Origin of the sequence: Syntrophomonas wolfei subsp. wolfei str. Goettingen G311 (assembly GCF_000014725.1) — a bacterium.
Taxonomy (GTDB): Bacteria; Bacillota; Syntrophomonadia; order Syntrophomonadales; family Syntrophomonadaceae; genus Syntrophomonas; species Syntrophomonas wolfei.
The window spans coordinates 1,531,685-1,555,737 of record NC_008346.1; the positions used below are offsets into that span (position 1 = coordinate 1,531,685).

Sequence of the window (24,053 nt, forward strand, 5' to 3'; positions counted from 1 at the left end):
ATAGCTGCGTTATAACAGTATAAGTATATTTATCAATATTCGGTAATATAACCAGAAAAGAAAAAAAGTGTGGTTTTCACCCCACTTTTCACCATCCCTTTTTTCGTTTAACTATTTCTTCTATTTCGTGTTTCTTTTGTCGTCGCATTAAATCATCGACTTCATCTCTTGCTTTTCTATTAGCATACAAAACATTATAGCAAGCAGTGCAAATAGGCATATCTATTCTTAATTGGCAAGCCAAACGATGGACTACTCTTATGGTGTGTGCTCCCTCTACCACCATAGCGATTTGCTTCAGGGTTTCTTCCAGGCTATATCCCTGGCCGATTAATATCCCAGCCTGGCGATTGCGTGAATGCCTGCTGCTACAGGTTACCACTAAATCTCCGATGCCGCTCAACCCGGAAAAAGTCCGGGCTTCCCCTCCCATAGCTTCGCCCATGCGAATTATTTCATGCAAACCCCGCGTTAATAAAGCCGCCTGGGTGTTGTCTCCGTATCCTAAGCCAGAAGCGATTCCTGTACCCAGGGCGATAATATTTTTCAAGGCTCCGCCCAGTTCAACCCCGGCTACATCTGGATTGGTATAAACCCGAAAAAAGGGAGTCATATATAGATCCTGTACCAGGAAAGCATTTTCTTTGTGGTAGGATGCTACCGTTATTGCCGTCGGAATATTCCTGGCTACTTCCTCAGCATGGCTGGGACCTGATAAAACGGCATATCGTTCCCTGCTTTGTTTACCGAGTACATCCTCCACAACCTGGCTCATTCTCATCCCGCTGCTTATCTCCAGCCCTTTAGCGGTATTTACCAGGCAGCTGTCTTTCCCCAGGTAAGGACGGGCCTTTTCCAAGACTTCTCTAAGCGATTGCGAGGGAACCGCCATAACCACTATATCAGCTCCCTTTAGAGCCCGGGCAAGGTCACTGGTGGCCACTATGGTATCCGAAAGCCTAATCCCGGGTAGAAAGCGCCGGTTTTCCCTATCCTGTTGCAGGCTATCTACCCCATCTTCAATCCGTCCCCAAAGAATTACCTGAAATTCTTTACTGCTCAATAACAAGGCCTGGGCTGTCCCCCAGCTGCCAGACCCCAGAATACATATTTTAGGCATTTCCCACTCTCCGTTATTTTCATATTATTTAAATTAAGCTTGTACTGCAAAAAGTTGTTAATATCGCTTGTAAAAATATACCGCTCAGCTTCCTTAATAGCGACCGTAGGGAGCATCAGTTGTGCCCGCAGGGTGCTTCCTTAATAGCGACCGCAGGGAGCATCAGTTGTACCCGCAGGGTGCTTCCTTAATAGCGACCGTAGGGAGCATCAGTTGTGCCCGCCCTCCGCCTTCCGTCCTCCGTCTTCCGTTTTACTAGGCTTTGTCAGTTATCTTTGCTTCACTGCCATTCCTAAGCCGGTCAATATTTTCCCGGTGATGATAGACTACTAAAGCAGCCATTAAAATCCCAATTACTACATAAGACCAGGGCTTACCCATAGCCAGGCTTACCAAAGGAAGCAGACAAGCAACAGTAATCGAACCCAGAGAAACATAGCGAGTAAAATAGACTATGGCCAGGAAAATCAATAATAATATGCCGGTTACATCGGGCATCAGGAAAAGGATGATGCCTGCCGATGTGGTTACTCCCTTCCCTCCTTTAAAACCAAGGAAGACGGGATAAATATGGCCTATTACGGCCAGAATCACGCAGATAACCAGCAAAAGCTGGCTGCCGGTGGATTGGCCAATCCAGGCCGCCAGGAGTCCTTTTAGCAAGTCACCAAGAAAAGCCAGCAGGGCCACCCCAGGGCCTGAAGTACGAAAGACATTGGTGGCACCAACATTACCACTGCCCCTCTTGCGGATATCCTGCCGGGTAAGCATGCGGGTGAAAAAGTAAGAGAACGGTATAGAGCCCAACAAATAACATAAAACAAGTAAGGCTGCCTCTTGCAAATAAATCTCCCCTCCAAGTTATTGATTCTTCGCGTGATATGGGGACAGGGTTGTTGACATCTCAAATCTTCAGCGTCAAAAACTATTTTCTTACTCCCCCCCATGGCCCGAGAGCCACAACTAGTGGCGAAAAGCGAGTTAGTATGCGCTTGTTTATAAAAAGAGGGTTAGAAAACTCCCTCCCGTCTGAAGTCTGACTACTGACAACCAACGACTAATAACCCCTCACCCCTTAACCCTCACTCCTCACTTTCCTTACTACCCCCCATGCACGGGGACCGCAACCAGCCGATGAAAAGTAAGTTATATTAGCAATTATCGCGCTCCGTGTTCTGGCGCAGCAACAGGCGAATGGGAGTTCCCTCAAAACCAAAGTTCTTGCGCAGTGCATTTTCCAAATAACGCAAATAAGAGAAATGTACCATTTCCGGCTTGTTGCTAAAGAAAACAAAAGTAGGTGGGGCGACACGGACTTGAGTGCTATATAGTATTTTTATTCTTTTGCCGCCTCCTCCGGGCAAGGGGTTTAGCATCATGGCCTCATTAATCACTTGATTAAGCTCCGCAGTATTTACCCGGCGGTGGTGCTGTTCTGCCACAAAGTTTACTATCTCCAATACTTGAAATATCCGTTTTTTGGTCAGGGCAGATACATACATTATGGGAGAATAGGATAGAAACTTGAGTTCCTCGCGAATATCTTTATCAAAACGATTCATGGTTTGCCCATCTTTTTCCACCAGGTCCCACTTGTTTACTACTATTATATTAGCCCGGGATTGCTCATGCACATAACCGGCAATCTTTTTGTCCTGCTCCGCTACCCCTTCAGTGGCATCAAGCATAATCAGCACTACATCAGCCCGTTCAATCGCTTTTAGAGTCCGAATAACGCTGTATCTCTCCGTTGTCTCTTTGATGCGCGATTTTCTTCTCATACCGGCAGTATCAATCAATAGATAGTTTTGTCCCTTAAATTGAAAAGGAGTATCAATTGCATCCCTGGTAGTTCCAGGCACATCGCTGACTATAACTCTTTCTTCTCCCAATAAAGCATTTACCAGTGATGATTTTCCTACATTGGGACGCCCCACTATGGCAATTTTAATTGCGTCCCCTTCTTCTTCATATTCAAGTGCAGGTTTAAAGTGGGAAATTACTGCATCCAGCAGTTCATTGGTATTATAACCATGCATAGCCGAAACCGGTATGGGGTCACCCAGTCCCAATTTATAGAACTCGTAGTAATCCAATTGTTTTTTGAATTCTTCGACCTTGTTGGCCGCCAGTACTACCGGTTTGTTGGACTTTCTAAGGAGGTTGGCCACCTGTTCATCTTCAGCAGTGATGCCCTCACGGCTGTCCAGAACCAGTACTATGACATCGGCTTCCTCAATAGCGAGCTCAGCCTGCAGCTTGATTTCGCGGGCAAAAATATCCCCTTCATTAAAACGAATACCCCCGGTGTCAATAATGATAAACTCCCGGCCGTTCCAATCCGAACTATCATACAATCTATCCCGGGTTACCCCGGGTATATCCTCCACTATGGCCTTCCGGGCTCCGGCCAGGCGGTTAAATAGAGTGGATTTTCCCACATTGGGGCGTCCTACAATAGCGACAACCGGTTTCATTGTTATACCTCCGTAAGCGATAGCACTGCTCTTACCAGAGAGCGAGCACTGCCATCAACCGTAATTATTTCGGCTCCAGTTTTTTCTTCCAGTTCTTCTCGGCTGCTATCATCCAGCATAATATCTTGTCCTTCTTTAAATACTATTTCGGGTATTATTAGCTTTTTACCTGCAAAATCCCGTCCCAGGGTGGCAATAATATCAGCACCGGTTAGGAGACCGGTAACTGTAACTCCGCCACCGAAAAAGCGGTTGGTTACACGTATTATCTTCAACTCCAACCCTTCTATCCGGTTTAACCGTCTGACTACTTTTTCCAGCACTGGTCCAGCCGAAATACCGGTTATCAGATAGACCTCCTGACTTTTTACCACTATAGGCAAACTGGTCTCGATTTCTGCAAAATCATCTAAAAATATACGAGCCAGGCCTATCCCATTTTCCACCTGGCAATAATCATCGTAATAAAGAGCAGGCGGAAAATCTCTTCCGGCTTTTAGGTAAAACTCATCAGCGGCATAAACAAACCCTCGTCCCAGACGGGGTCGGAATTCATCCTGGAAGCTATCCACTAGTTCGATGGTCTTTATAGCTTCATCCACCCTAAATCCCCGAAGAGGGGCAAGCCCCTGGCGATGCCCGCTTAAGCCCACTGGAACCACCCCAACCGAAGCAACTGATGGAAAGAACTGGGCCAGCTCGTATATACTATGCTGTAAAACTTCAGCATCATTAATGCCGGGACAGAGCACTATTTGCGTATGTACTTCTATTACGGCTTCTTGCAGACGTTTCAGCTCACTTTTTATATTAGCCGCCCGGGGATTGTTGAAAAGACGGGCTCTTAGTTCAGGCTGCATGCAGTGTATTGAAACATAAAGGGGACTTAGTCGCATAGAAAGGATCTTATCCCAATCTTTTTCATTCAGATTGGTCAGGCTGATAAAGTTTCCCAGCAGAAATGAATAGCGGTAATCGTCATCTTTTACATAGAGGGTTTTTCTCATTTTGCGCGGAAGCTGGTCTACAAAACAAAATAGGCAGCGGTTCTGACACAATTTCATCTTATCAAAAATAAGCCCATCAAAAAGCAGGCCCAATTCTTCATCATATTCTTTTTCAATCTCCAGGACCCATAATTCCCCGCTATTGGCCTTTTCAATTTCCACCAGCAAATAATCTTCCTGGGAATAGAATTGGTAATCAAGGATATCATTTATCTCATTACCATTAATGCTATAAAGTTTATCTCCGGGTTCTATATCCATTTCCCCGGCAATGCTGTTTTCCATGATGTCTTTTATAGGTGCAGTCAAAATCTTTTCCTCCGCAGCAGAATCCTGAAAACAATTATCCATCAAAAAACCTGGCTGCGCAAGTTTGTATACCCTTCCCCCTCTGCCTTTCCCGTCGTGCTTCCTCTAGTCCAACAATCCCAAGCGCTTTATGGCCTCCAAGAGCTTATCAGTGTCAATGGGTTTAGCTGCATAAGCTTCGCATCCTGAATCAAAACAATTAAAAACCGTTTCCGGCTCATTAAGGGCGGTGGTCATTATAATTTTCACCAGCTCTGAGTCTGGCAATCCACGTTGCTTCTCCAAATCCCTTATGGTTTTCAGGGTTTTTATCCCATCTAATTTGGGCATCATTATATCCAAACATATCAAATCGTAGGGTTGGCCCTCATCATGGGCCAACAAAAAAGCATCTATGGTTTCGATACCATCTACGGTAATATCGCAGTTACCGTATCGGGAAAGGAATTTATAAAGGAATTTGCGACTGGCCAAATCATCCTCGGCAATTAATACCTTCATTATTAAACCTCCATCACAATAATTTTATAAATATCAAGATCCCATAGAAGAAAGATAATCATATATTTCCTGCAGTTTCTGCAAGAGACTCCAGCATTGATCCAGATCCCCTTTGCGGGCACCAAGTTCTATCTTAAAAGCCAGGTTCTTAATAGTAATCTCATCCATTTGGTAGGCCAGTTCCTTTGTCTCATGAGCCCACTTTTCCACCTGCTGCAAATCAAGGCTCAATAATGCCAGATCGAGTTTCAAAATAGCTTTCTCAACCTGATCCAAAAAGCTGCTGTCAACCTTAAAAAAAAGATCTTTGGGGCTTAAGGGTTCTATATCCAAATGATTGATGGTTGTTGTCGTTGACCTGGCCTTTTTAATTATTTTGCTTATGGCCTGGTTAAGTTCTTCCATTTGAACCGGTTTGGCGAGGTAATCATCCATACCCGCAGCCAGGAATTTCTCCCGGTCGCCATGTATAGCATGAGCGGTTATAGCGATAATGGGAATATGGAATCCAGTTATTTCTTCCTGTTCACGAATACGGCGGGTTGTCTCCAGTCCATCCATTACCGGCATTAATATATCCATAAAAACCAGGTCATAGTTATTTTTATCCAGCAGCTCCAGGGCTTCGACCCCATTGGCAGCCACCTCCACCTGATGACCCTGAGAGCGGAGCAAGTTAGAGAGCACCATTTGGTTTACTTCGTTGTCCTCAACCACCAGTATGAACAGGGATGGGTTTTTTTCGGTATCAGCTTTTTGATTAATTGCTTGGTTTGATTCAGCCTCCAGTTTAGACGATTCCGGGATTCCCAATTCAACCGTAAAATAAAAGGTGCTGCCTGACTCGATATCGCTTTCCAGCCAAATCTTGCCTTGCATCATTTCCACAATTTTTTTGGAGATATTAAGGCCCAGGCCGGTACCCCCATAAGTACGGCTTATTGAACTATCCCCCTGGTAAAAACTTTCAAACATCTTTTCTTGCTGGCCAGCGGTTATACCTCTTCCGGTATCGGCCACCGATGCTTGTAAAACAATATGATCATCAAATATATCCAGCAGTTTTAAACGCACCTCAACTTCTCCATGGTCAGTAAACTTGATGGCGTTGCCGATCAGGTTGTTAAAAACCTGTTGCAGACGATAGGGATCTCCGTTTACCTGGACTGGTATGGCGGGATCTATGTAATAGAGCAAAAGCAGACCTTTTTCCTGTGCTCGTGCTTTATGTATGGTAATGTTCTTCTCAATCAGTTCATGCAGGTTGAAATTAATTTTTTCAACAGTCAATTTGCCGGCTTCAATTTTAGAAAAGTCTAGAATATTATCAATAATACTTAATAGAGTATCACCGGCCATTTTGATAATTTCCAGGTTTTCTTTCTGATCTGGTTCAGGATTAGATAAAAGGCTCAAACTGGTCATGCCAATAATAGCGTTCAGGGGAGTTCTAATTTCGTGGCTCATGTTGGCTAAAAATTCGGCCTTGGCGCGATTGGCCACCTCCGCCGCTTCCTTGGCCTTTTTCAAGTTTTCTTCAGCTTGCTTATGCTCGCTTATATCTTGAATAATACTACAATAACTTGTTATCTTATCTTCCTCGTCTCTGACCGCAGTACAGTATATTGACCACCAGCAGGGTTCCAGCTGGCGGTTGTGGAAAAAAACTTCATCATGCCACTCTTCACCTGCCCGCAACCGGGCAAATATTTTTTCAACATCTAATGGCAGGTTATTGATAAGTCTCAAATTCCGGTTAACTACTTCATATGCTTCATAGCCAGTCAACTGGGTGAAACGGCTGTTTATGAACTGGACTATGCCCTGGATATCAAAGATAATTATGGCATTGGAGCTAAGCTGCAAAACCCAGGACAGGCAACGAATCTCGTCCTCGTTTTTCTTAATCCGGTCAATATCGCGAAATACCACTACCATGCCCGCCCTTTTCTGATTCTTATCTATAATAGGCGAAGCACAGGCAGAAGCAAATCGCGTTTCTCCATCACGGTCGAGCAATGCAGAATTTCTAAGTAGGCCCTGGCTCAAACCTCGAGTAAAGACATTATCAAAAGGGTTCTCCAACGGCTGTTTGCTCGTATTATCAATAATCCTGAAAACCTCATACAGGTGTTTTCCCAGGGCTTCCTCCCGACTCCAACCGGTCAGTTTTTCCGCCACCGGATTCATCATACTTATATTACCCTCCATATCAGTAGTTATGATACCATCACCTATACTCTCCAGGATAATCTGTAAATGATCTCTTTCCTCCAGAATCCTGCTTATGGTTTTCGCATATTCATGTTTTTCTGCTTCCAACATCAAACATCACCCTTATAAATTTAAGCATAGAAAGAAACTGCGGAGAAGTTTCAAAACAGCGCTGCAACGAGGCAGGGGATTAGAACCCGCCGCCTGTTTTGTTAGGAACTTTAACCGTTTAAAGAAATGGGGGACATATTTCACCTCGTTATAGTTGGTTTATGAGCTTATACAGCGCTTGTCCTATATAATTCAAGGGGTATTGCTTTTCTACCGCCCCTAATTCATAAGCCACCTTCGGCATGCCATAAACCACACAGGAGGCTTCATCCTGGCCAATTGTCCTGGCTCCCGCCTTTCTCATGGCCAGTAGTCCCCGGGCTCCATCACTGCCCATACCGGTTAATATGATTCCCACCGCCCGGGCTCCAGCGCTTTGGGCCACTGAATCAAATAGTACATCTACCGCTGGGCAATGACCATTTACCTTTTCACCCGGATGACATTCAACCATATAATTACCAGCTTTTTGCTTCAGGCGCATTTGATATTCCCCCGGGGCTATTAACACTTGTCCCATTTTTACCTGGTCATTATTTTGCGCTTCCTTGACTTCGACCACACACGTATCATTTAAGCGCTCTGCATACATTCTGGTAAATCCGGCGGGCATATGCTGCACTATTACTGTTCCAGGAGTGTCTTGGTTAAAATTCTTAACAATTTGGTAAATAGCTTCAGGTCCACCGGTGGATGCACCGATAGCAATAACCCAACCCTGGTCGGCCTGTGATTTTCCCGTTGGTAGTAGTTTTGAAACCTCCGCTCGCCGTCCCAAACGGGCTACGGAAGCAATCTTAATCTTAAGAATCAACTCGCTGAAAAAGGAGTCCAGATCCCGATTCCGGTTCATATCCGGTTTGGCTACAAAGTCTATCGCCCCAGCGTTAAGAGCATCAAAAACACTCTCACTGAGAGCACTGATCATTACTACCGGCAATGGGTATTGGGGCATAAGCCGCCGCAAGAATTCAATACCGCTCATACGCGGCATTTCTACATCCAAGGTCATTACATCAGGTTTATATTTGATAATCATATCCCTGGCCATAAAGGCATCAACTGCAGTAGCCACTACCTCTATAGCCGGATCACGGGAAATACCACGCGCCAGGGTTTCCCTAAATAGAAGAGAATCATCCACTATCAGCGTTTTTATTCTTCTGAGCCGCAAGAAGCAACTACTCCTTTCTATAAACGGCTGGCATCACATAGCTAAACCTATTATTATCCCAATTAATTGACTCGGCCTGCCCTATGAAAAAATAACCACCATCCTCAATAGAGTCGTAAAAACGCTGAATCAGCTTGCTCCTGGTGCTGGAATCAAAATATAGCAAAACATTGCGACAAAAAATAACCTGAAATGCTTTTTTAAAAGGAAAGGGGCTTTCCATCAGGTTGAACCGGCGAAAAATGACTTGTCTTCTAATTCTTTCTCTTATCCTGAAACTATCCCGGTTAATCTCCTGAAAATACCGTAGTTTCCAACCGGCGGGCAAAGCTTCTATTTGCTCCTCCGTATAAACTGCCTCCTTAGCTTTTTGCAGAGCTCGCGTAGAAATGTCGGTAGCCAATATCCGTGTATCCCATGCTGCCTGTTGAGAGCTAAAGAAATCACTAATTACCATAGACAGGGTATAGGCTTCCTCACCACTACTGCAACCGGCACTCCAGATACGGAGATCCCGGTTTTTCACTTTGCTCAACAGCTCGGGCAGTACCCTATCCCGGAAAAAGTCAAAGTGTTGGCTTTCCCGCATAAAGTAAGTATGATTGGTGGTAATACGATCCAACATAGCGGTAATGCTTTCCCCACTGGAATCCTGCAGCAAGTGTCTATAATAGCCGGCAAAACTGGAAAACCCCGTTTCCAGCAAATAATTGCTCAAACGGCTTTCAATCAGGTGTTTTTTCTGTTTCAAATCAATGCCGCAATAATTATAAACATAGTCAGCCAGCCAATAAAGCTCATGTTGCGATAATTTAATCATACTATCACCTACTTTTCATATAAACCCCCGCTGCAGAAAAAAGTTGCCTGGGATCATTGTATCGAAATCTAGTATTTATCAAACTCCTTATCGCTAAGCGAGATTTGCAGCCTGGAATTACCCCGGGAAGCATTTTCTATAGCTCTGGGCTCTCTACTTTCTACCGCTTGCATTATCTTCTGTTTTTGCAGCAATTCTTTTACCATGGCTAACATTTCCGGGCTCAGGTCGGACAATTGTATAGCACGCTCATTTCTCTTCTTTAAGGTAAACTTACCGACTTCATCCTTCATTAAAACGGCCTGACTGGACAATTCCTCGGCAGCAGAAGCGCTTTCCTCAGCAGTAGCAGCATTGGTTTGCACTACCTGGGAGATCTGCTCTACTCCCTTGTCTATCTGGGATATACCGGTAGCCTGGTCATTGGAGGCAACTGCGATATCTCCCACCAGAGCAGCCATTCTGGTGACTCCTTCCACAATTTTACCCAGGGCTTCAGCGGTTTCGTTGGCTATTCTGGTTCCGGCTTCGGTTTTCTTAATAGAACCCTCTATCATATCTGTAGTTTCTCGGGCGGCGCTAGCACTGCGGGCTGCCAGGTTTCGCACTTCCTCGGCCACCACCGCAAAACCTTTACCATGCTGTCCTGCCCGGGCCGCCTCAACCGCTGCATTCAAAGCTAGAATATTAGTTTGAAAGGCGATTTCGTCAATTACTTTAATTATTTTGGAAATATTGTTGGAAGATTCATTTATGGCTTCCATTGCTTCCAGCATGTTTTTCATCTCTTCATTCCCTTTTATGGCATTATCACGGGCAGTCAAGGCTAAATCATTAGCCTGGTTGGCATTAGCTGCATTCTGGTTGGTCTGAGCAGCTATCTGGGTTATGGAAGCAGTTAACTGTTCAATAGCACTGGATTGTTCGGCTGCCCCCTGAGCTAGAAACTGGCTGGAACGCGCTACCTGGGCCGAACCATTGGCTACCTGATCAGAAGCCATATTGATACCGCTCATGGTCTCATTTAGGGAAGTGATAATATAATTAAGTGAATCCTTGATAGCGCTAAAATCCCCCCGGAAATCCTGGCTAATTTCTACATCCAGGTTATTACGGGCCATTTGGGTTAAAACGCTGGAAATTTCGTTTACATAGTAGAATGGTGGAGTATATTTCTCCATCAGACAAATTACTGTCGGGTTTTTGCATCAAACCTCGGGCTTGGGCTCGTTCCAGTATCTTCTCCTTATTCAACCCTGCCCCATCATCCCTTATTATAATATAGACATCTCCGCCCTCATTTTTAGCTTCCAGGTAGACCCGGGCTACCGGTGATTTTCCCAAACTAGCGCGCTTTTCCGGGCTTTCAATGCCATGGTCAATAGCATTCCTAATAAGATGCATAATCGGGTCGGAAAGATGCTCAATAATATTCTTGTCCACTTCGGTCTCTTCACCAATGATTATCAGTTCCACATTTTTCTTTAGTTTCTTGCTCATATCTCTTACTATACGGTTCATCTTCTGGAAGGTCATGCTCAATGGCACCATTCGTATCGACATCACCAAGTCTTGCATTTCGTTAATAATTTTCCGGTGTTGACGAGTGGCTTTGTGAAAATTATCCAGCTTGGCCGCAGTTCTCAAATCAGGGTTAAATGCTACCATAGTCTCACTAATTACCAATTCACCCACCATATCCATAAGCCTATCCAGCTTATCGACATTAACACTGATTAAGCTCTGCCGGGTGCTGCCTGAATGCAGATGGGCTCCTATTTCCCTAACTTCATTATTGCTGACGCAAGGCTCGTCTTCTAGAATAATCTGATTACGAGCCCTTAGTTGCTCTATCTCCCATTCTTCATCTTCCATCACTCGTAGATCCAGGCTATCTATAAAAGCCTCCTTCATAAAAAGTTCATTTATTGCTTCCTGTTGCAGGTGAGTAGTAAATATAACGGCAAAGCCGTTTTCTCTAATAAATTCAACACTATCATTGTTTTCAATAATATCTGCCGGTATGTAATCAATCTGTTCTGCCTGATCTTTAAGTTTATGTACCAGGTTAAAAGCCCTTATATTTTCCATTTCACAACCAGGGGTGAAATATATTAGAGCATGGTAGCGTTTTATGTTCTCAGTAGGAGGTGATTTGGAGGTAGATATGTAGAACTTTTTTCGGTGCCCGGCAGGCCGGGTTGCAGCTTCATTAATGAGCTTACTATTCCGGGAATCATCTTTTATCAGTAGCAAGTATTGCCCGATATTTTCAACAAAAGGAGATGAATCTCCATCTGCTTCCTGGTCTTGTTCCAGTTTTCCGATTTCATTTTTGATAAAGTCAATACCATCCAGAACCATATCACAAATCTTGCTATAGTCCATCTCATCTGGATGGAATTCACGAATATAGAAAAACAGATCTTCTATGGCATGAGCCAGAGAAGAGATACTATCATACATCATCATGGCCGCCGATCCCTTGATAGTATGCATTATCCTGAAGATTTCGTTGATGACTGCACTTTCCAGACAACGATCCTTCTCATGGGCCAATATAGTCTGCTCTAATTGCTCCAAGAGCTGCAGATTTTCAAATATGAACATCTCCAACATAGGTTCTTTGCTCAAGCTTTTGTCCATCTGTCAACGCTCCCCTATTAAGAATTCAAACACCAAATAAAATTACCCACTCAGCTCAAAGCTCTTTCGTAGTACCCCACAACGCTGCAACGAGGTGGGGATATAACTCGTCACTTGTTTTGCTAATAGGAACCCGGTTGCTTATAGAAGCGGGGGACATATTTAATCTCGTTATATTGAATTTAAGACCTCTATAAATCTTTCTTCGCTAAAGGGCTTAACCAAAAAATTGGAGGCCCCGGCAAGAATAGCTTCACGCACCAAATGCTGTTGACCCATGGCAGAAATCATTATGATTTTGGCCTGGGGGTTGATTTGTTTTATTAATTGTACTGCACCAATACCGTTTAACTCTGGCATGGTAATATCCATGGTAACAATATCAGGTAGTAGTTCCCCATATTTTTGGACACCCAGAAGCCCGTTCTCAGCCTCAGCAACTACCATAAACCCATTTTTCTCCAGTATCTTTCTGAGGGTATAACGCATAAACATAGCATCATCAACTATAAGAACACTTTTCAATATACTCCCCCCAATATTTCTTATGTTGCAAAGCCTTACCAGGGTAAATATTAACCCTCACTTTTTTCATTCACTTGGTCTTTACCCTTCTCCAGGAATAATCCGGGTCTGGTTAAAACACTATCGAATGTGGAAGATGAAACCTCCTGATTAAAAACACCCCCCCAGGCAAAACGGTTCTCCAATTTAACTGTAGAAAACGCTTCTATTAAAATAGATAAAGTCGAAAGAACATGTTCCTTCAAGGCAAAATCATAATTTTTAGCTCTCCAGCGAAGGATTATAAATTGTACAGTACCGAAAATTATGTCCACTATTCCTTCACTGCAAATATCTCTGGTAAATTCACCTTCCTTTTGCCCCTTGATAACCATTTGTTTAATAAATCGCAAGCGATTATCTATGACATTCTCCATTCTTTCCCGAGCTTCGGGTTCTAATTGAAAAGCTTCCTGCGTAAAAGTAACAGCAGTAATTGCCGGATAATTTTCGTAATATTCCGTGTAGGAAGCAAGCAAAAAGGTGATGCCTTCCCAGGCCTTCATATTCTGGCTTTCAATCGTTCTAAATAATAAAGCGTCATAGGAAGAAAAGTAATCAATCGTTCCCAGCAATATTTCCGATTTATTGGCAAAATGGCGGTAAATAGCAGCCTCACTTATTTCCTGACGAGAAGCAATCTCCCGGATAGTCAGGCCTTGAACTCCCAGTTGATCAATAATTTCAACAGCAGTTAGAATTATTCGGTCTTTTCGCTTCATATAATTATTCGCCATAAAAACCTCCCTGTTAGTAAGAAAAGTGAGGAGTGAGGGGTAAGGAGTAAGGGGTTTAATTTATTTCCTACTACATCTTATTAAATCAACGCATACTAACTCATTTTTATCGTTGGTTGTGGCCCGGTCGCGGAGGGTTAGTTAACGATTACTTACATGATATTGAAGCATAAAAGAACTAATCTGTCAACGAACAACTGATGCTCCCTGCGGTCGCTATTAAGGACGCTGGAGCGGAATATTTATACAAGCTAATGAATATTAACTCTTTGTAGTAGAATCAAGGAATGAATATAAAGGTTTTAGAAAAGTGCTGATGTTATGTTATGCTATGAACTTTAAAAGTTCAAAAAATAGGGGCTTAATAATGGCAGGAAATGTTTTTCCCCTGGCTAATTACAGAATTGTTCTACATTTTCTTTTATGGTTGTTAGTTCCTGGCGCAAAATAATATCGGAGAAAAAGAGATTAATCTTTCTTCCCCCCAGGTAACGGGGGATTTTCCCCAAACATGCCAAAAACCTTTCGGCTTTTATTGATACCGGTCTCAGGGTAAGGTCTTGATAAGAAAAACCTAGAATAGTTAACAGATTTTCAATAGTTTTTTGTCCCATTTGCAGATCTTTCCCCACCCCCAGGGAATAAATTTGATTCCCTCTGGCATCATCTCCGATAAAAATGGGAAATCCGCTGGACTCCTGGGATAAATCGCAATAGTATTCCAAGTCTCTAAAATCCTCAACCCCCAGTTGCCCCAAATAAATATGAGCGGCAATCAAGGCATGTTGTACTCCGGTAGTTCCCAAAAAGACAATTTTCATTAAGTCACCTGTACCTTTTTCATCGCCTTCATCCGGGTTATTTCCACCAGATTAACCAAATCCCAAAAGGCTGCTTCAGTACCTTTGCCCAACACTGGTCGCCCCAGGCTTACCCAGCCCATTCTCCTCGAAGTGAACCCCCCTATTTTCATGCTCCAATTTACCCGACTCATGCAATCAACCGTCAGCAATTCCTCTTTTATCCCCAGGATTTCAGCAATACCCATTAAAATATTAGCATACCTCTTTCCCAGGTTTTTCTTCCCCAGCACATATATATCATTATGGTATTCGTCAACACCCATAAATCTAATGGAACCAAAATCAGCATTAGTGGTTTTATCAAAATATGGTATTTTCATCATTTCAGACATTCCGGGAACCTTATTTTTGTCAATTATGCCCAAATGTAGTGCTGCCGCCAGTACCGACGAATGTGAGCCGCCAAAACAATGATAAATTATTTTCATAACTCTAACGCAAAAACTCCTTTTTGTTGCATAAGGGTTGACTCTACTGCAAAAACCCTTTTTGTTGCATAAGGGCTGCATAAATATACAAAGCGCTGGCAAAGCCTGATTCGGAACGAAACGGGGGTCGTTCCCTACACACCCTTCGGTCGCTTTTAAGGTTGCTGAACGAGCTAATGCATACTTAATAGCTTTTTCAACAACTCAATGCCGGCAAATAAAATAAACTCCATTTTCCAGATCATGAACTATGCCATCCAATATACGCGCCAGGAAAAGGCCAAGCTTTTCTTGTTCTTTCTGGTCAACTGCCAGAAATACCGGACAACCACCACCAGTTACTTTATCCTTGTCCATGGTTACTATGGCTAATATGCCGCCCTTTAAACCTTTATCCACTAATCTGCCGCCTTTCTCCCGAAAAAGCTTTTAAGAGCAGTACCCCGGGTTGATTCAATAACCGGTACCCTTTTGACTATTTCCATAAAATATTCCAAATCCGGTTCATTAGCTACTAAAAACAAAGCCAGATAACCTTTATCTACTTGCTTTCTAGCCAGGGGCCGCAACTCCGTTTCAGATACATCCACCTTGCTCCCTAATATGGATACTACATCATGGATTATAGCCATTCGCTGTCCAGGTGCATCCAGGGTCAGTCGTGCATTATCATCGTGCGGTTTAATTATAATTCCCATACCTTCTCGCATTATTTTTTTACGGGTTTCAGTCAATCCTACATTCATAATAATGACATCGTTTACCTTGAGAATGGAGCCGTCAAAAATTATTTCCCCCTTTTCCACCTGGGCAATTTCACCTATATAAGAACCACCCATCAGTTTAGTGGAAAACACTATGCACAGGAGAGCAGCTATTACGGCATATTCCCATCGCCACCAATAGGCCACAGCACTGCTTGCCATAGCCGTTAATATCACCAGGTAATTGCGGGCTTCAAAGACCCGAGCAATCCCTTCAATATAATCCGGCCCTCGGGGAATTAATTTACCCTCTTCCAGTTTGCTTAAGGTTTCGCGTTCCATACTGCGTATCTCCCTGAATTGCTGGGCAGCCAGGGCCAGAAAGGTTACCGCAACATAATCGGGCTTGGCAATGGCTGGTATGGCAACCGCTCCAAGACCGGCAGCGATAAAACCCAAAGCCAGGTGGGTCAAATAACCATGGGGATAGGTGGGATAGAAGCGATAATCACTGCGCAGCATAATCAACCTGTCCAGAAAACCCGCTGCTATCCCTACCACAATGGCAACAGCATACCTTTCCATTTACTTATTGGTACCCCGGTTTAATAGATAGTAACCACCGACAGCAGCAGCCACTACAATTACTATCATCAATATAGTTGTGCCCGCTGCCTGGTTTTCGCTGCCTGACAGCGGTTTTTTGGCTGCCGGGGCCTGGTTGACAGGATTATTGGAGTAACCTAAAACTGTAGGAAGGGCTTCTGCAAAAAGGCTGATACCTTTTTCTGCATCTTCTTTTTTATTGGTATGAGCTCCGACTTCAACCAGCATGGCACGCGGGCTCAGATCCTGGTTGTAATCACCTTTGCCAATAAAGATTCCATTGGAAAGGCCGGGGGTTTTTTTGTCCATAACGGACTTGATTTTTTTAGCATATTCCAAATTACTCTTCATATTGGGATTGCTTCGTCCTACCACCAGTTTAACTTTGGTAACATCTTTCCCCTTAACTTGCGCCTGGTATTGCGAGGCCGGAACCGCATCCCGGTGGACATCTATTATCGTATCAGGCGATTTTTTCAACAGGCTGGCGGCAGTTCTCCGTGAACGATTGTAGGCATTGATATCGTGAGGATTATGATTGTTTTTGTTGTATTGCACTTCAAATCCTAGTTTTTGTAATTTATTTGCCATAACCTGACCTACATCATAGATACCACCATTGCCTTCAATGCTTTCTTTGCCATCGCTGGGAACATAGGATTCATCGCTATGAGTATGATAGACTGCTACCGTAGGTCGTTTTCCGGCAACTACCGGCTGTTCTTTACTGTTAAAATTCCAGGCATTGCTCTTCTTGTCATAACTCAATACCGGCATTTTTTCATCTCCCTGATATTTACATCGCGCAGTGTTGCCTATTATTTCCACCACTTTATATCTGCCATTACTAGCACTGATGTATTCATCACCGGTATATACTTTATTTCCCGTCTGATGAATTACATTGTTGTTTTCATCCAACAAAGTAAAACACTTATCCAACGGCTGTTCCTCATAAGCAGCCAGGAAAGTACCTCCTCCAACGCAGCTGCCTATTAGGACCATTAAAAAAAGAATCAGCATGCGTTTAAGCATCTTCAGCACCTCCGTTCTCACCGCTACTTTTCTCATCTTTCTCGTTTTTCTCAGAATCTTCAGTGGGAAGAGGTTTATGGGCTACTTCAGGTTCCCGCAAATTCTTTACCAGTTCCTGCGGCCTGTCTTCCGTTTCGGGCCCACCTTGCACCCTTTCCAGAGTTTCACCTATTAATTCGGCCAGGAGAACAGCAATAATTCCTGCCAGAATCAGTGAATCAAAAGCACCGGCTCCACCGACATGTACTAATCCACGAATTCCGCTGCGAGTCAAATAAAGATATTGTCCTACATCCAGAGCCAATACCCCCATGACGGCAGCAAAAAAGGCACCTCGCCGGGATCGCCCTGCCAGATAACCCACGACTCCTGCCACCAGGGGATAAATATAAATAGGGTCAATAAATATTTTTTCCGGCTCCGCTCCCAAGAAACGGGCTGCCAAAAATAGAGCCAGGGCGGTAACTACTGCTGCCAAAACAGCTCTCATTTTTTCAAAGGCAGTTCCCGCCCCGATAATTACATAAAGGGCCAGGCCAACTGCAATGATTCCACCCAAATTTATTGTTACTCTGGTGCTTAAGGGGATATCAATAAAACTGCCAACTATGATAAGGGCTATAAGCCCCAGTGCTGCTCTATCACTTAAGCGCAAACGATCCAGAACCCGATGTGCCACCCCAAAATAAATTAATATGGATACCACCACCAGAGCAATCAGCCCTAAAGGGAAATTCGCCATTAGTTCCACCCTTTCTAAAAGAAAATTTGCTCTAATTAGCTTTCCCTTTCTGTTTTGGATTATGTGGATAATATGCTGAAATAATATGTGCTTTCTTCATAAAGAAAGAAGTAGAGTTATGGTGTGAATGGGGATAAATGGAAGGGGCTCTTTGGTATAAAAGCAGGATTAATTATCTTTAAGTTGCCGGGTCAACGCCTGGCCCAGCAGCTGGGATCAATTCCTCGTAAACGTAGGTATTCAGCCGTTTCTCCCAGAATTATCAGAGGCTTCCGGCGTATTTCTGGCAGATTCCGGGCGCCACACATGAGAAAGACCGATTTTAGCCGGTAGAAAAATCCACTCAGGCTTTGATCCAGGGCTTCCAAACCACCAGAAATAAAGGCTTTAAGCAAGGGAGCAGCCATCCCCACCAAATCTGCCCCTAATGTCAATGCCTTGGTCACATCAAGAGCGCTGCGGATTCCACCGGAAGCTATTACCTGCTTAACGGGTAGCTGCAATATTTCCATCAGGCTTATGGCGGTGGGGATACCCCAGGTATCTAATTCACCGGCAAAATTTCCCCCTCTCTGGTCTTCAATAACAATGAAGTTCGTGCCTCCCTGCCCACCACAATCAAAGATTTCGATTCCGGCTTCCCATAGACACTGGGCGGCTTCCCGGCTAAAACCAAAACCAACTTCCTTGGCGATAACCGGAACCGGACATTCATGAACAATCTGACGAACATTATCCACTATGCCTTTGAAATCACGGTCTCCTTCAGTCATGGCCAGTTCCTGTACTACATTAAAGTGCAGCTGCAGTGCATCAGCGGATATCATCCTAACAGCTTCCAGCGCTTCTTCTACCCTGGTAGCTGCATTCATATTCGCCAGTATTATCCCATTAGGATTAATATCTCGAACTATGCTAAAAGATGGACCAGCTTCCGGAGATTCCAGGGCAATACTCTGTGAGCCAACAGCCATAGGCAGACGGTATTTGAGAGCCATCCGCGCCAGGGCCCGATTAATGGCCAAAGCCTGGGCAGTCCCACCGGTAAGAGCATTTATCATGAGAGGATATTGCAGTTCTTTACCCAGGAAATTGATACTCAGGTCGATTTCGTCCAGGCTCAATTCCGGTAGCGAATTATTTATTAATCTTATGTCCTCAAATCCGGGGCTAACCGGGCCATCGCTTAGTCTATTGGCTATTACCAGGTGTTCTGATTTTCGTTGCTTTCTAATGGGATCAGCCTCCCTGCCATTTCCCGGGCTATATTAAGCGCCCCGGGGTCGTTAACATTGAAAAATATTTCACGGGGATTGCCAAACTGGACTAATTCCTCCTCCTGAATAAGCAAGGCATCAATTTCTTCATAAAAGATACGGATTAATTTCAGCCTTTGGTTTTCCAGGCAAGAGGTAAACAGGGGCAAGCATTTGCGATGGTAGACAGCTGATGTTGGCTGTAGTTGGGAGTCGATGCAGGGAACAACGCTGTCATATTCCCCCAGCTTTTGCAACATATATTCAACCACCTGCATCTCAATAAAAGGCATATCACATCCCAGCAAAAATATAGTTTCATTGCTGGCATGATACAATGCTGAATGAATACCACTTACCGGTCCCTGTCGGGGATAAACATCGGTAAATACTGGCAGGCCCAGGTGCAGATATTCCTCCGGGTCATTGCTAATTATAATAGTTTCACTAAAAAAAGCTTGAAACTTATTAATTGAGACTTTTGCACATTAGTTAAGACCCAAAATAATGGGGTTTTAGTCGTACAGAAAAAGGACTTCACCCCCATTTTGCCGAATTAATAAGTGACTAAACAAATAACCCGTAGGAGGCGAAGTCACTTATGAATATTCGACAGAACTGTATTTTCTCCTTTGAAGACGCATTAAAAATACAACCGAAATCAAGGCTTGAGAAAATAATTAACACCCTTGATCTAAAACCAGTTCTTTGCAAATTAGATAAACCTGGCGAGATAAGAGTTGGACCAAAACCATACCCAGCCTATGCGATGTTAAATGCCCTGATAGCTATGAGACTAGAGAACATGGGTACCTTTACTCAACTGGTTGAACGACTTACTTATGATCCTCATCTACGGTATGTTTGCGGTTTTGAACCATTTGGTACCGCGCCTAGCAAATCATGTTTTAGCCGGTTTTATTCAAAACTTGCTCAGAGCGGTTGTTTAGAAACATTATTTACTTCCCTGGTTAAACAAGCAGAGGAAATGGGCCTTCTTGATCTTAGTTCAGTAGCAATTGACGCTACCAAGGTAGAAGCTTATGAAAAATCCGTTCCCCGCAAGAATATCATCCAGGATGGTAATGTCGCTGATTGGGGTATTAAGAGTGATACCAACGGCAACCCTATCAAGTGGTTTGGCTACAAGCTCCATATTGGCACCGATGTAAAGTCCGGGCTTCCCATAGCAATGAAGGTAACACCGGCCAATTATTCTGATTCCAGTGTAGCTTTGGAGTTGGTTGAGAAATGTTGTGCCAATACTCAGTCCAAAATAGTTTACTTCCTGATGGATGCTGGCTATGACCACCGTGAAATATATTCTGTAATCAGAGATAAATACCACGCCCAAGCTATCATTGCCCTGAATAAGCGGGGTGCTAAACAACCTCCAGAAGGTTTTGATTGGGATGGAACTCCCATCTGTTCTGCCAGGTATCGGATGGTGTACTGGGGTTCCTATCAGGGAGTAAACAAGTTTAGATGTCCTCATATTATGGGTAAATGCGACTGTCCTTTTGGCTCCGCCTGGTGTTCTGATAGCAACTATGGAATGGTGGTAAAAACTAAAGTTAAAGACGATCCCAGGTTATTTTCAAGTCCCCACCGGGGCTCTGCTAACTGGCAGAAGCAATATAATTTGAGAACCTACTCAGAACGCTGTTTCAGCCGTTTTAAGGAAAACCTGGGTTTAGAAGACGGGCTAAACGTTAGAAAAATAACTAAGGTTGAAACCCACGCTTATCTCTGCGCTATAACTATGATTGCAGCTGTAATAGCAATAAACCAAGACAGCAGTACTAGATCATCAGCAGCATAATATTTTATCAGTTTTTTAAGAACTATCCCTTTAAAGGGAGGAGTATGCCCAATTACTGAAATTATTTATTAACGAATGTAACTAGATTGACTAACTGTAATTTACTGTAAAGCAGCGGCGCTGTGTTACTCAAATATTTGCTTTTGCTATACGGATTTTTTTGAGTTATGCAAAAGTCTCAATTATAATTTCAATGGCCGTTTGCGAAGTTATTCGGGCAAAAGCCTTATTAAATTTCATGCGCGAACTCTTGCCTCCGGCCAGAATAATACCGCTTGATTTCATATTATTCCTCAACCTCTATACTTTATATATAAGGGATAAAAAGCAACTCTGATTCTGTTGCAAAAAGTTATTAATATTCATTGGTTAATGCTTCGCCAACGCTCGCTTTGTATATTTATGCAACCCTTAGTCAACAAAAGGGTTTTGCCAGTAGACCCCCCCATGACCGGCGGCCACAACCACCGATGAAAAATGAGTTAGTAGGCGCCTAAATAGTAAGATGTAGTAGGAAATAAATTAACCCCCTCACACCTTACCCCTCACTCCTCACTTTTCTTACTAATCAGCTCTAGAAATAAGAAAGGCTGCCAGCGGCAGCCTAAAACCTCATGGGACACCCGCTGTTACTGCATCCTCCACAGCTATCGGGGCCCGGTAGCTTATTCGTCTTCGTACCCCCTCGTGTGGTGTTAAAAGACGAAAGTAGCTGTTTTAAATTGGAGGAATCGCATTCCGGGCAATGAACCTTATCTTTGTCCATATAGGAAAGCATCTTGTCAAAAGATTTACCACAATCTTGACATTGAAAGTCAAAAATTGGCATTTCTTTTCACTCCTAAAATACTTATTCGTTCTCTTCTTGTTTTTCCATATAGTCTTGTACTTCCTGATTTTCCATCTCATTCAGAGCTTCCTTCAGGGAAAGACCTATTCTCTTTTCTTCGGGGTCAATGCTAAGTATTTTTATTTTAATCTTCTCATTAACTTGAACCACATCTTCAGGTTTCTCCACCCGATGGTTGGCCAGTTGGGAGATATGAACCAACCCATCAACTCCGGCTTCGATTTCAACAAAAGCTCCGAATGGAGCAATCCGTACTACTGTACCTTCAATAATATCCCCTTCCTGGAATTTCTCCATCACTATCTCCCAGGGGCTCTTAAGTAATTTCTTGCGGCTCAGGGATACTCTCTCCTTCTCTCTATCCAGAGCCAGGATGTAAACATCTATTTCTTCTCCTTCCTGTAAGACATCGGAAGGTTGATCAATTCTGGTATGCGCAATCTCGGAAACATGTAATAGGCCCTCATAACCACCCAGGTCAATAAAAGCGCCGTAATCTACCAGCCGTTTTATCCTGCCTTTGCGAACCTGTCCCTCTTCGATCTCCTCCCAGAACTGTTTTTTCTGTTTGGCTTTTTCTTCAGCTACCAGTTCTTTGCGGGAAAGCACTACTTGAGAACCTCTTCTCTTGTTGCGATTGAATTCAATTATTTTAAAAGACAGTTCCCGGTTAATGTATTCATCCAAATTCTTAACATATCCATCTTCAACATGAGAAGCGGGTAAAAAGGCTACGATTCCAACATCAACCAATAAACCGCCTTTAACGCTGCCGGTAACCGTACCTGTAATTACTTTTCCTTCTTTAAAGCTTTCCTCTAACTCATCCAGAAGTATTTTGGCATCAACTTTCTTTTTGGAAAGCAGGATGGTACCATCATCATCCCATTTTAATACCATTACTTCGATCTCGTCACCAACTTCAACCAGTTCCTTGGCGGAATCTATATCTTGTAAGGACATCTCCCGCAGGGGGATAATTCCTTCAGATTTGCCACCCACATCCACCATTACTTCATCATCCAACACCTGAATAACCTTGCCCTTTATTACATCTCCTTTATTGGGAGTAGTAAAATCGGCCATTTCGGCTTCCAGCTTGGCAAATGACTCTTCATTGGCAGATACTTCTTCCTTAACCTCTGGCTCCTGGATCTCCTGAGTTTCCTGAGTTTCCTGGCTGGTTTCCTGATTTGTTTCCTGGTTCTCATCCAGCATCTTTTCTTCCTCGTACAACGTCATCCTATCCAATACCTCCTTAATTATCCAGTCCGGAGTCGAAGCTCCTGCGGTAATTCCGATCTTTGATACCCCATCCAACCATTCCGGTTTGATTTCAGAAGCCTTTTGTATTTGAAAAGTCCTGACTCCGGTGTTTTGACACTCCTTACTCAGAGTGCGGGTGTTTGAACTTTTTAGGTCACCGATTACCAGCATTAAATCTACTTTCCGGCATAATTCCCGGGCCGCTTCCTGTCGGCTCCTGGTGGCTGAGCATATAGTATTGAAAACCTTTAGTTCCCGGCATTTATTACTTAAAGCTCCCGCTACCTTTTGAAATTCCTTTTCATCCCTGGTGGTTTGGGAAATCAGTGCTACTTTTGGCATAACAGGTAAATAACCAACTTCATCAGCACTGGCAACTACACTAGCTCTCTGGCCACACCACCCCAATATTCCTTCGACTTCAGGGTGCCTGGCGTCCCCAAAAACAACTATATCATAATCTTCACCTCTTAACCGGGTTACTATTTCATGAATCTTTTTTACCAGAACACAGGTAGCATCCCTAACCTCCAAGCCGAGTTCCTGGGCTTGTTTTATCACTTCAGGGGAAGTTCCGTGGGAGCGGATTATTATCCCGGCCGGTTGTTCCCCAATTCTTTCTAACATATCCACTGGCTCTATGCCTTTTTGCCGGAAGTAATTTACGACTTCGTCATTATGAACCAGCGGTCCTAAACTAAACCACTTATCAGGTTCTTCTGCGGCTTCTTCCGCAATTTTTACGGCTTTTCTTACCCCCGCACAAAATCCTGCATTTCGAGCAAGTAGTACATACAATTT

The 24,053-nt window shown here is 43.6% G+C and carries 24 protein-coding genes; 1 reads left to right on the forward strand and 23 read right to left on the reverse strand.

Annotation, left to right across the window (positions count from 1 at the left end):
• Positions 1-88: 88 nt before the first annotated feature.
• The 20 genes from SWOL_RS06850 to mobA all read right to left on the reverse strand — a co-directional run bounded on the left by SWOL_RS06850 (position 89) and on the right by mobA (position 19,787).
• The gene (locus SWOL_RS06850) at positions 89-1,120 is read right to left on the reverse strand and encodes an NAD(P)H-dependent glycerol-3-phosphate dehydrogenase (RefSeq protein WP_011640731.1); all 1,032 of its coding nucleotides are present in this window, start codon (positions 1,118-1,120) and stop codon (positions 89-91) included.
• Between the two features lie 255 nt (positions 1,121-1,375).
• The gene (gene plsY, locus SWOL_RS06855; protein WP_011640732.1) at positions 1,376-1,963 is read right to left on the reverse strand and encodes a glycerol-3-phosphate 1-O-acyltransferase PlsY; all 588 of its coding nucleotides are present in this window, start codon (positions 1,961-1,963) and stop codon (positions 1,376-1,378) included.
• 308 nt (positions 1,964-2,271) lie between these two features.
• Positions 2,272-3,597: a ribosome biogenesis GTPase Der gene (gene der, locus SWOL_RS06860; protein WP_011640733.1), complete on the reverse strand. Its 1,326-nt coding sequence runs from the start codon at positions 3,595-3,597 to the stop codon at positions 2,272-2,274.
• A gap of 2 nt (positions 3,598-3,599) precedes the next feature.
• Entirely contained in the window at positions 3,600-4,955 is a 1,356-nt protein-coding gene (locus tag SWOL_RS06865; RefSeq protein ID WP_011640734.1) for a DUF512 domain-containing protein, read from the reverse strand.
• A 63-nt stretch (positions 4,956-5,018) separates the two neighbouring features.
• Complete coding sequence (locus SWOL_RS06870) at positions 5,019-5,414, reverse strand: response regulator (protein ID WP_011640735.1); 396 nt, start codon at positions 5,412-5,414, stop codon at positions 5,019-5,021.
• Positions 5,415-5,447: 33 nt separating this feature from the next.
• The gene (locus tag SWOL_RS06875) at positions 5,448-7,739 is read right to left on the reverse strand and encodes a hybrid sensor histidine kinase/response regulator (protein WP_011640736.1); all 2,292 of its coding nucleotides are present in this window, start codon (positions 7,737-7,739) and stop codon (positions 5,448-5,450) included.
• A 148-nt stretch (positions 7,740-7,887) separates the two neighbouring features.
• Positions 7,888-8,913, reverse strand: coding sequence for a protein-glutamate methylesterase/protein-glutamine glutaminase (locus SWOL_RS06880; RefSeq protein ID WP_011640737.1), 1,026 nt, complete (start codon positions 8,911-8,913; stop codon positions 7,888-7,890).
• Between the two features lie 7 nt (positions 8,914-8,920).
• The gene (locus tag SWOL_RS06885; RefSeq protein ID WP_011640738.1) at positions 8,921-9,733 is read right to left on the reverse strand and encodes a CheR family methyltransferase; all 813 of its coding nucleotides are present in this window, start codon (positions 9,731-9,733) and stop codon (positions 8,921-8,923) included.
• Between the two features lie 68 nt (positions 9,734-9,801).
• Positions 9,802-10,914: a methyl-accepting chemotaxis protein gene (locus SWOL_RS06890; protein WP_011640739.1), complete on the reverse strand. Its 1,113-nt coding sequence runs from the start codon at positions 10,912-10,914 to the stop codon at positions 9,802-9,804.
• On the reverse strand, positions 10,844-12,379 hold the full coding sequence (locus SWOL_RS06895) for an Hpt domain-containing protein (RefSeq protein WP_011640740.1): 1,536 nt from the start codon (positions 12,377-12,379) through the stop codon (positions 10,844-10,846). Before SWOL_RS06895 ends, SWOL_RS06890 begins: the two co-directional genes overlap by 71 nt.
• 171 nt (positions 12,380-12,550) lie before the next feature.
• Positions 12,551-12,904 carry a response regulator gene (locus SWOL_RS06900; RefSeq protein ID WP_011640741.1) on the reverse strand — a complete coding sequence of 118 codons (354 nt, stop codon included), beginning with the start codon at positions 12,902-12,904 and terminating at the stop codon, positions 12,551-12,553.
• Positions 12,905-12,954: 50 nt separating this feature from the next.
• Positions 12,955-13,680, reverse strand: a complete 726-nt coding sequence (locus SWOL_RS13560) for a TetR/AcrR family transcriptional regulator (RefSeq protein WP_011640742.1) — start codon at positions 13,678-13,680, stop codon at positions 12,955-12,957.
• 392 nt (positions 13,681-14,072) lie between these two features.
• On the reverse strand, positions 14,073-14,501 hold the full coding sequence (locus SWOL_RS06910) for a DUF3189 family protein (RefSeq protein WP_011640743.1): 429 nt from the start codon (positions 14,499-14,501) through the stop codon (positions 14,073-14,075).
• Positions 14,501-14,971 carry a DUF3189 family protein gene (locus SWOL_RS06915; RefSeq protein WP_041427454.1) on the reverse strand — a complete coding sequence of 157 codons (471 nt, stop codon included), beginning with the start codon at positions 14,969-14,971 and terminating at the stop codon, positions 14,501-14,503. Before SWOL_RS06915 ends, SWOL_RS06910 begins: the two co-directional genes overlap by 1 nt.
• A gap of 204 nt (positions 14,972-15,175) precedes the next feature.
• Positions 15,176-15,370, reverse strand: coding sequence for a capping complex subunit for YIEGIA (locus tag SWOL_RS06920; RefSeq protein WP_011640745.1), 195 nt, complete (start codon positions 15,368-15,370; stop codon positions 15,176-15,178).
• Positions 15,370-16,260, reverse strand: a complete 891-nt coding sequence (locus SWOL_RS06925; RefSeq protein WP_011640746.1) for a YIEGIA family protein — start codon at positions 16,258-16,260, stop codon at positions 15,370-15,372. Before SWOL_RS06925 ends, SWOL_RS06920 begins: the two co-directional genes overlap by 1 nt.
• Positions 16,261-17,316 (reverse strand): stage II sporulation protein P, encoded by a 1,056-nt coding sequence (gene spoIIP, locus SWOL_RS06930; protein ID WP_011640747.1) that lies wholly within the window; start codon positions 17,314-17,316, stop codon positions 16,261-16,263.
• Positions 17,309-18,058: a DUF1614 domain-containing protein gene (locus SWOL_RS06935; RefSeq protein ID WP_011640748.1), complete on the reverse strand. Its 750-nt coding sequence runs from the start codon at positions 18,056-18,058 to the stop codon at positions 17,309-17,311. Before SWOL_RS06935 ends, spoIIP begins: the two co-directional genes overlap by 8 nt.
• A 191-nt stretch (positions 18,059-18,249) precedes the next feature.
• On the reverse strand, positions 18,250-19,293 hold the full coding sequence (gene fni / locus SWOL_RS06940; protein WP_041427455.1) for a type 2 isopentenyl-diphosphate Delta-isomerase: 1,044 nt from the start codon (positions 19,291-19,293) through the stop codon (positions 18,250-18,252).
• Positions 19,260-19,787 (reverse strand): molybdenum cofactor guanylyltransferase, encoded by a 528-nt coding sequence (gene mobA / locus SWOL_RS06945; RefSeq protein WP_081424802.1) that lies wholly within the window; start codon positions 19,785-19,787, stop codon positions 19,260-19,262. Before mobA ends, fni begins: the two co-directional genes overlap by 34 nt.
• A 128-nt stretch (positions 19,788-19,915) precedes the next feature.
• Here mobA and SWOL_RS06950 point away from each other — a divergent pair, with 128 nt between their 5' ends.
• Entirely contained in the window at positions 19,916-21,136 is a 1,221-nt protein-coding gene (locus SWOL_RS06950; protein ID WP_011640168.1) for a transposase, read from the forward strand.
• A gap of 165 nt (positions 21,137-21,301) precedes the next feature.
• Here the strand turns inward: SWOL_RS06950 and SWOL_RS13985 are convergent, their stop codons facing one another.
• From SWOL_RS13985 to SWOL_RS06955, 3 genes are all read right to left on the reverse strand, one after another.
• On the reverse strand, positions 21,302-21,421 hold the full coding sequence (locus SWOL_RS13985; RefSeq protein ID WP_081424803.1) for an NTP transferase domain-containing protein: 120 nt from the start codon (positions 21,419-21,421) through the stop codon (positions 21,302-21,304).
• 319 nt (positions 21,422-21,740) lie between these two features.
• Positions 21,741-21,965 (reverse strand): FmdB family zinc ribbon protein, encoded by a 225-nt coding sequence (locus SWOL_RS15295; RefSeq protein WP_081424804.1) that lies wholly within the window; start codon positions 21,963-21,965, stop codon positions 21,741-21,743.
• A gap of 21 nt (positions 21,966-21,986) precedes the next feature.
• On the reverse strand, positions 21,987-24,050 hold the full coding sequence (locus SWOL_RS06955) for a bifunctional 4-hydroxy-3-methylbut-2-enyl diphosphate reductase/30S ribosomal protein S1 (RefSeq protein WP_011640751.1): 2,064 nt from the start codon (positions 24,048-24,050) through the stop codon (positions 21,987-21,989).
• Positions 24,051-24,053: the final 3 nt, after the last annotated feature.

What these genes read in the sequence shown, in the direction of transcription:
- SWOL_RS06850 (WP_011640731.1), bottom strand. Translation starts at nt 1,120, where the DNA reads ATGCCTAAAATATGTATTCTGGGGTCTGGCAGCTGGGGGACAGCCCAG.
- SWOL_RS06935 (WP_011640748.1), bottom strand. Translation starts at nt 18,058, where the DNA reads ATGGCGAATTTCCCTTTAGGGCTGATTGCTCTGGTGGTGGTATCCATA.
- SWOL_RS13985 (WP_081424803.1), bottom strand. Translation starts at nt 21,421, where the DNA reads ATGAAATCAAGCGGTATTATTCTGGCCGGAGGCAAGAGTTCGCGCATG.
- SWOL_RS06870 (WP_011640735.1), bottom strand. Translation starts at nt 5,414, where the DNA reads ATGAAGGTATTAATTGCCGAGGATGATTTGGCCAGTCGCAAATTCCTT.
- SWOL_RS06875 (WP_011640736.1), bottom strand. Translation starts at nt 7,739, where the DNA reads ATGTTGGAAGCAGAAAAACATGAATATGCGAAAACCATAAGCAGGATT.
- SWOL_RS06885 (WP_011640738.1), bottom strand. Translation starts at nt 9,733, where the DNA reads ATGATTAAATTATCGCAACATGAGCTTTATTGGCTGGCTGACTATGTT.
- SWOL_RS06865 (WP_011640734.1), bottom strand. Translation starts at nt 4,955, where the DNA reads ATGGATAATTGTTTTCAGGATTCTGCTGCGGAGGAAAAGATTTTGACT.
- spoIIP (WP_011640747.1), bottom strand. Translation starts at nt 17,316, where the DNA reads ATGCTTAAACGCATGCTGATTCTTTTTTTAATGGTCCTAATAGGCAGC.
- SWOL_RS06925 (WP_011640746.1), bottom strand. Translation starts at nt 16,260, where the DNA reads ATGGAAAGGTATGCTGTTGCCATTGTGGTAGGGATAGCAGCGGGTTTT.
- SWOL_RS06950 (WP_011640168.1), top strand. Translation starts at nt 19,916, where the DNA reads ATGAATATTCGACAGAACTGTATTTTCTCCTTTGAAGACGCATTAAAA.
- SWOL_RS15295 (WP_081424804.1), bottom strand. Translation starts at nt 21,965, where the DNA reads ATGCCAATTTTTGACTTTCAATGTCAAGATTGTGGTAAATCTTTTGAC.
- SWOL_RS13560 (WP_011640742.1), bottom strand. Translation starts at nt 13,680, where the DNA reads ATGGCGAATAATTATATGAAGCGAAAAGACCGAATAATTCTAACTGCT.
- der (WP_011640733.1), bottom strand. Translation starts at nt 3,597, where the DNA reads ATGAAACCGGTTGTCGCTATTGTAGGACGCCCCAATGTGGGAAAATCC.
- SWOL_RS06910 (WP_011640743.1), bottom strand. Translation starts at nt 14,501, where the DNA reads ATGAAAATTGTCTTTTTGGGAACTACCGGAGTACAACATGCCTTGATT.
- SWOL_RS06915 (WP_041427454.1), bottom strand. Translation starts at nt 14,971, where the DNA reads ATGAAAATAATTTATCATTGTTTTGGCGGCTCACATTCGTCGGTACTG.
- SWOL_RS06895 (WP_011640740.1), bottom strand. Translation starts at nt 12,379, where the DNA reads ATGGACAAAAGCTTGAGCAAAGAACCTATGTTGGAGATGTTCATATTT.
- SWOL_RS06890 (WP_011640739.1), bottom strand. Translation starts at nt 10,914, where the DNA reads ATGGAGAAATATACTCCACCATTCTACTATGTAAACGAAATTTCCAGC.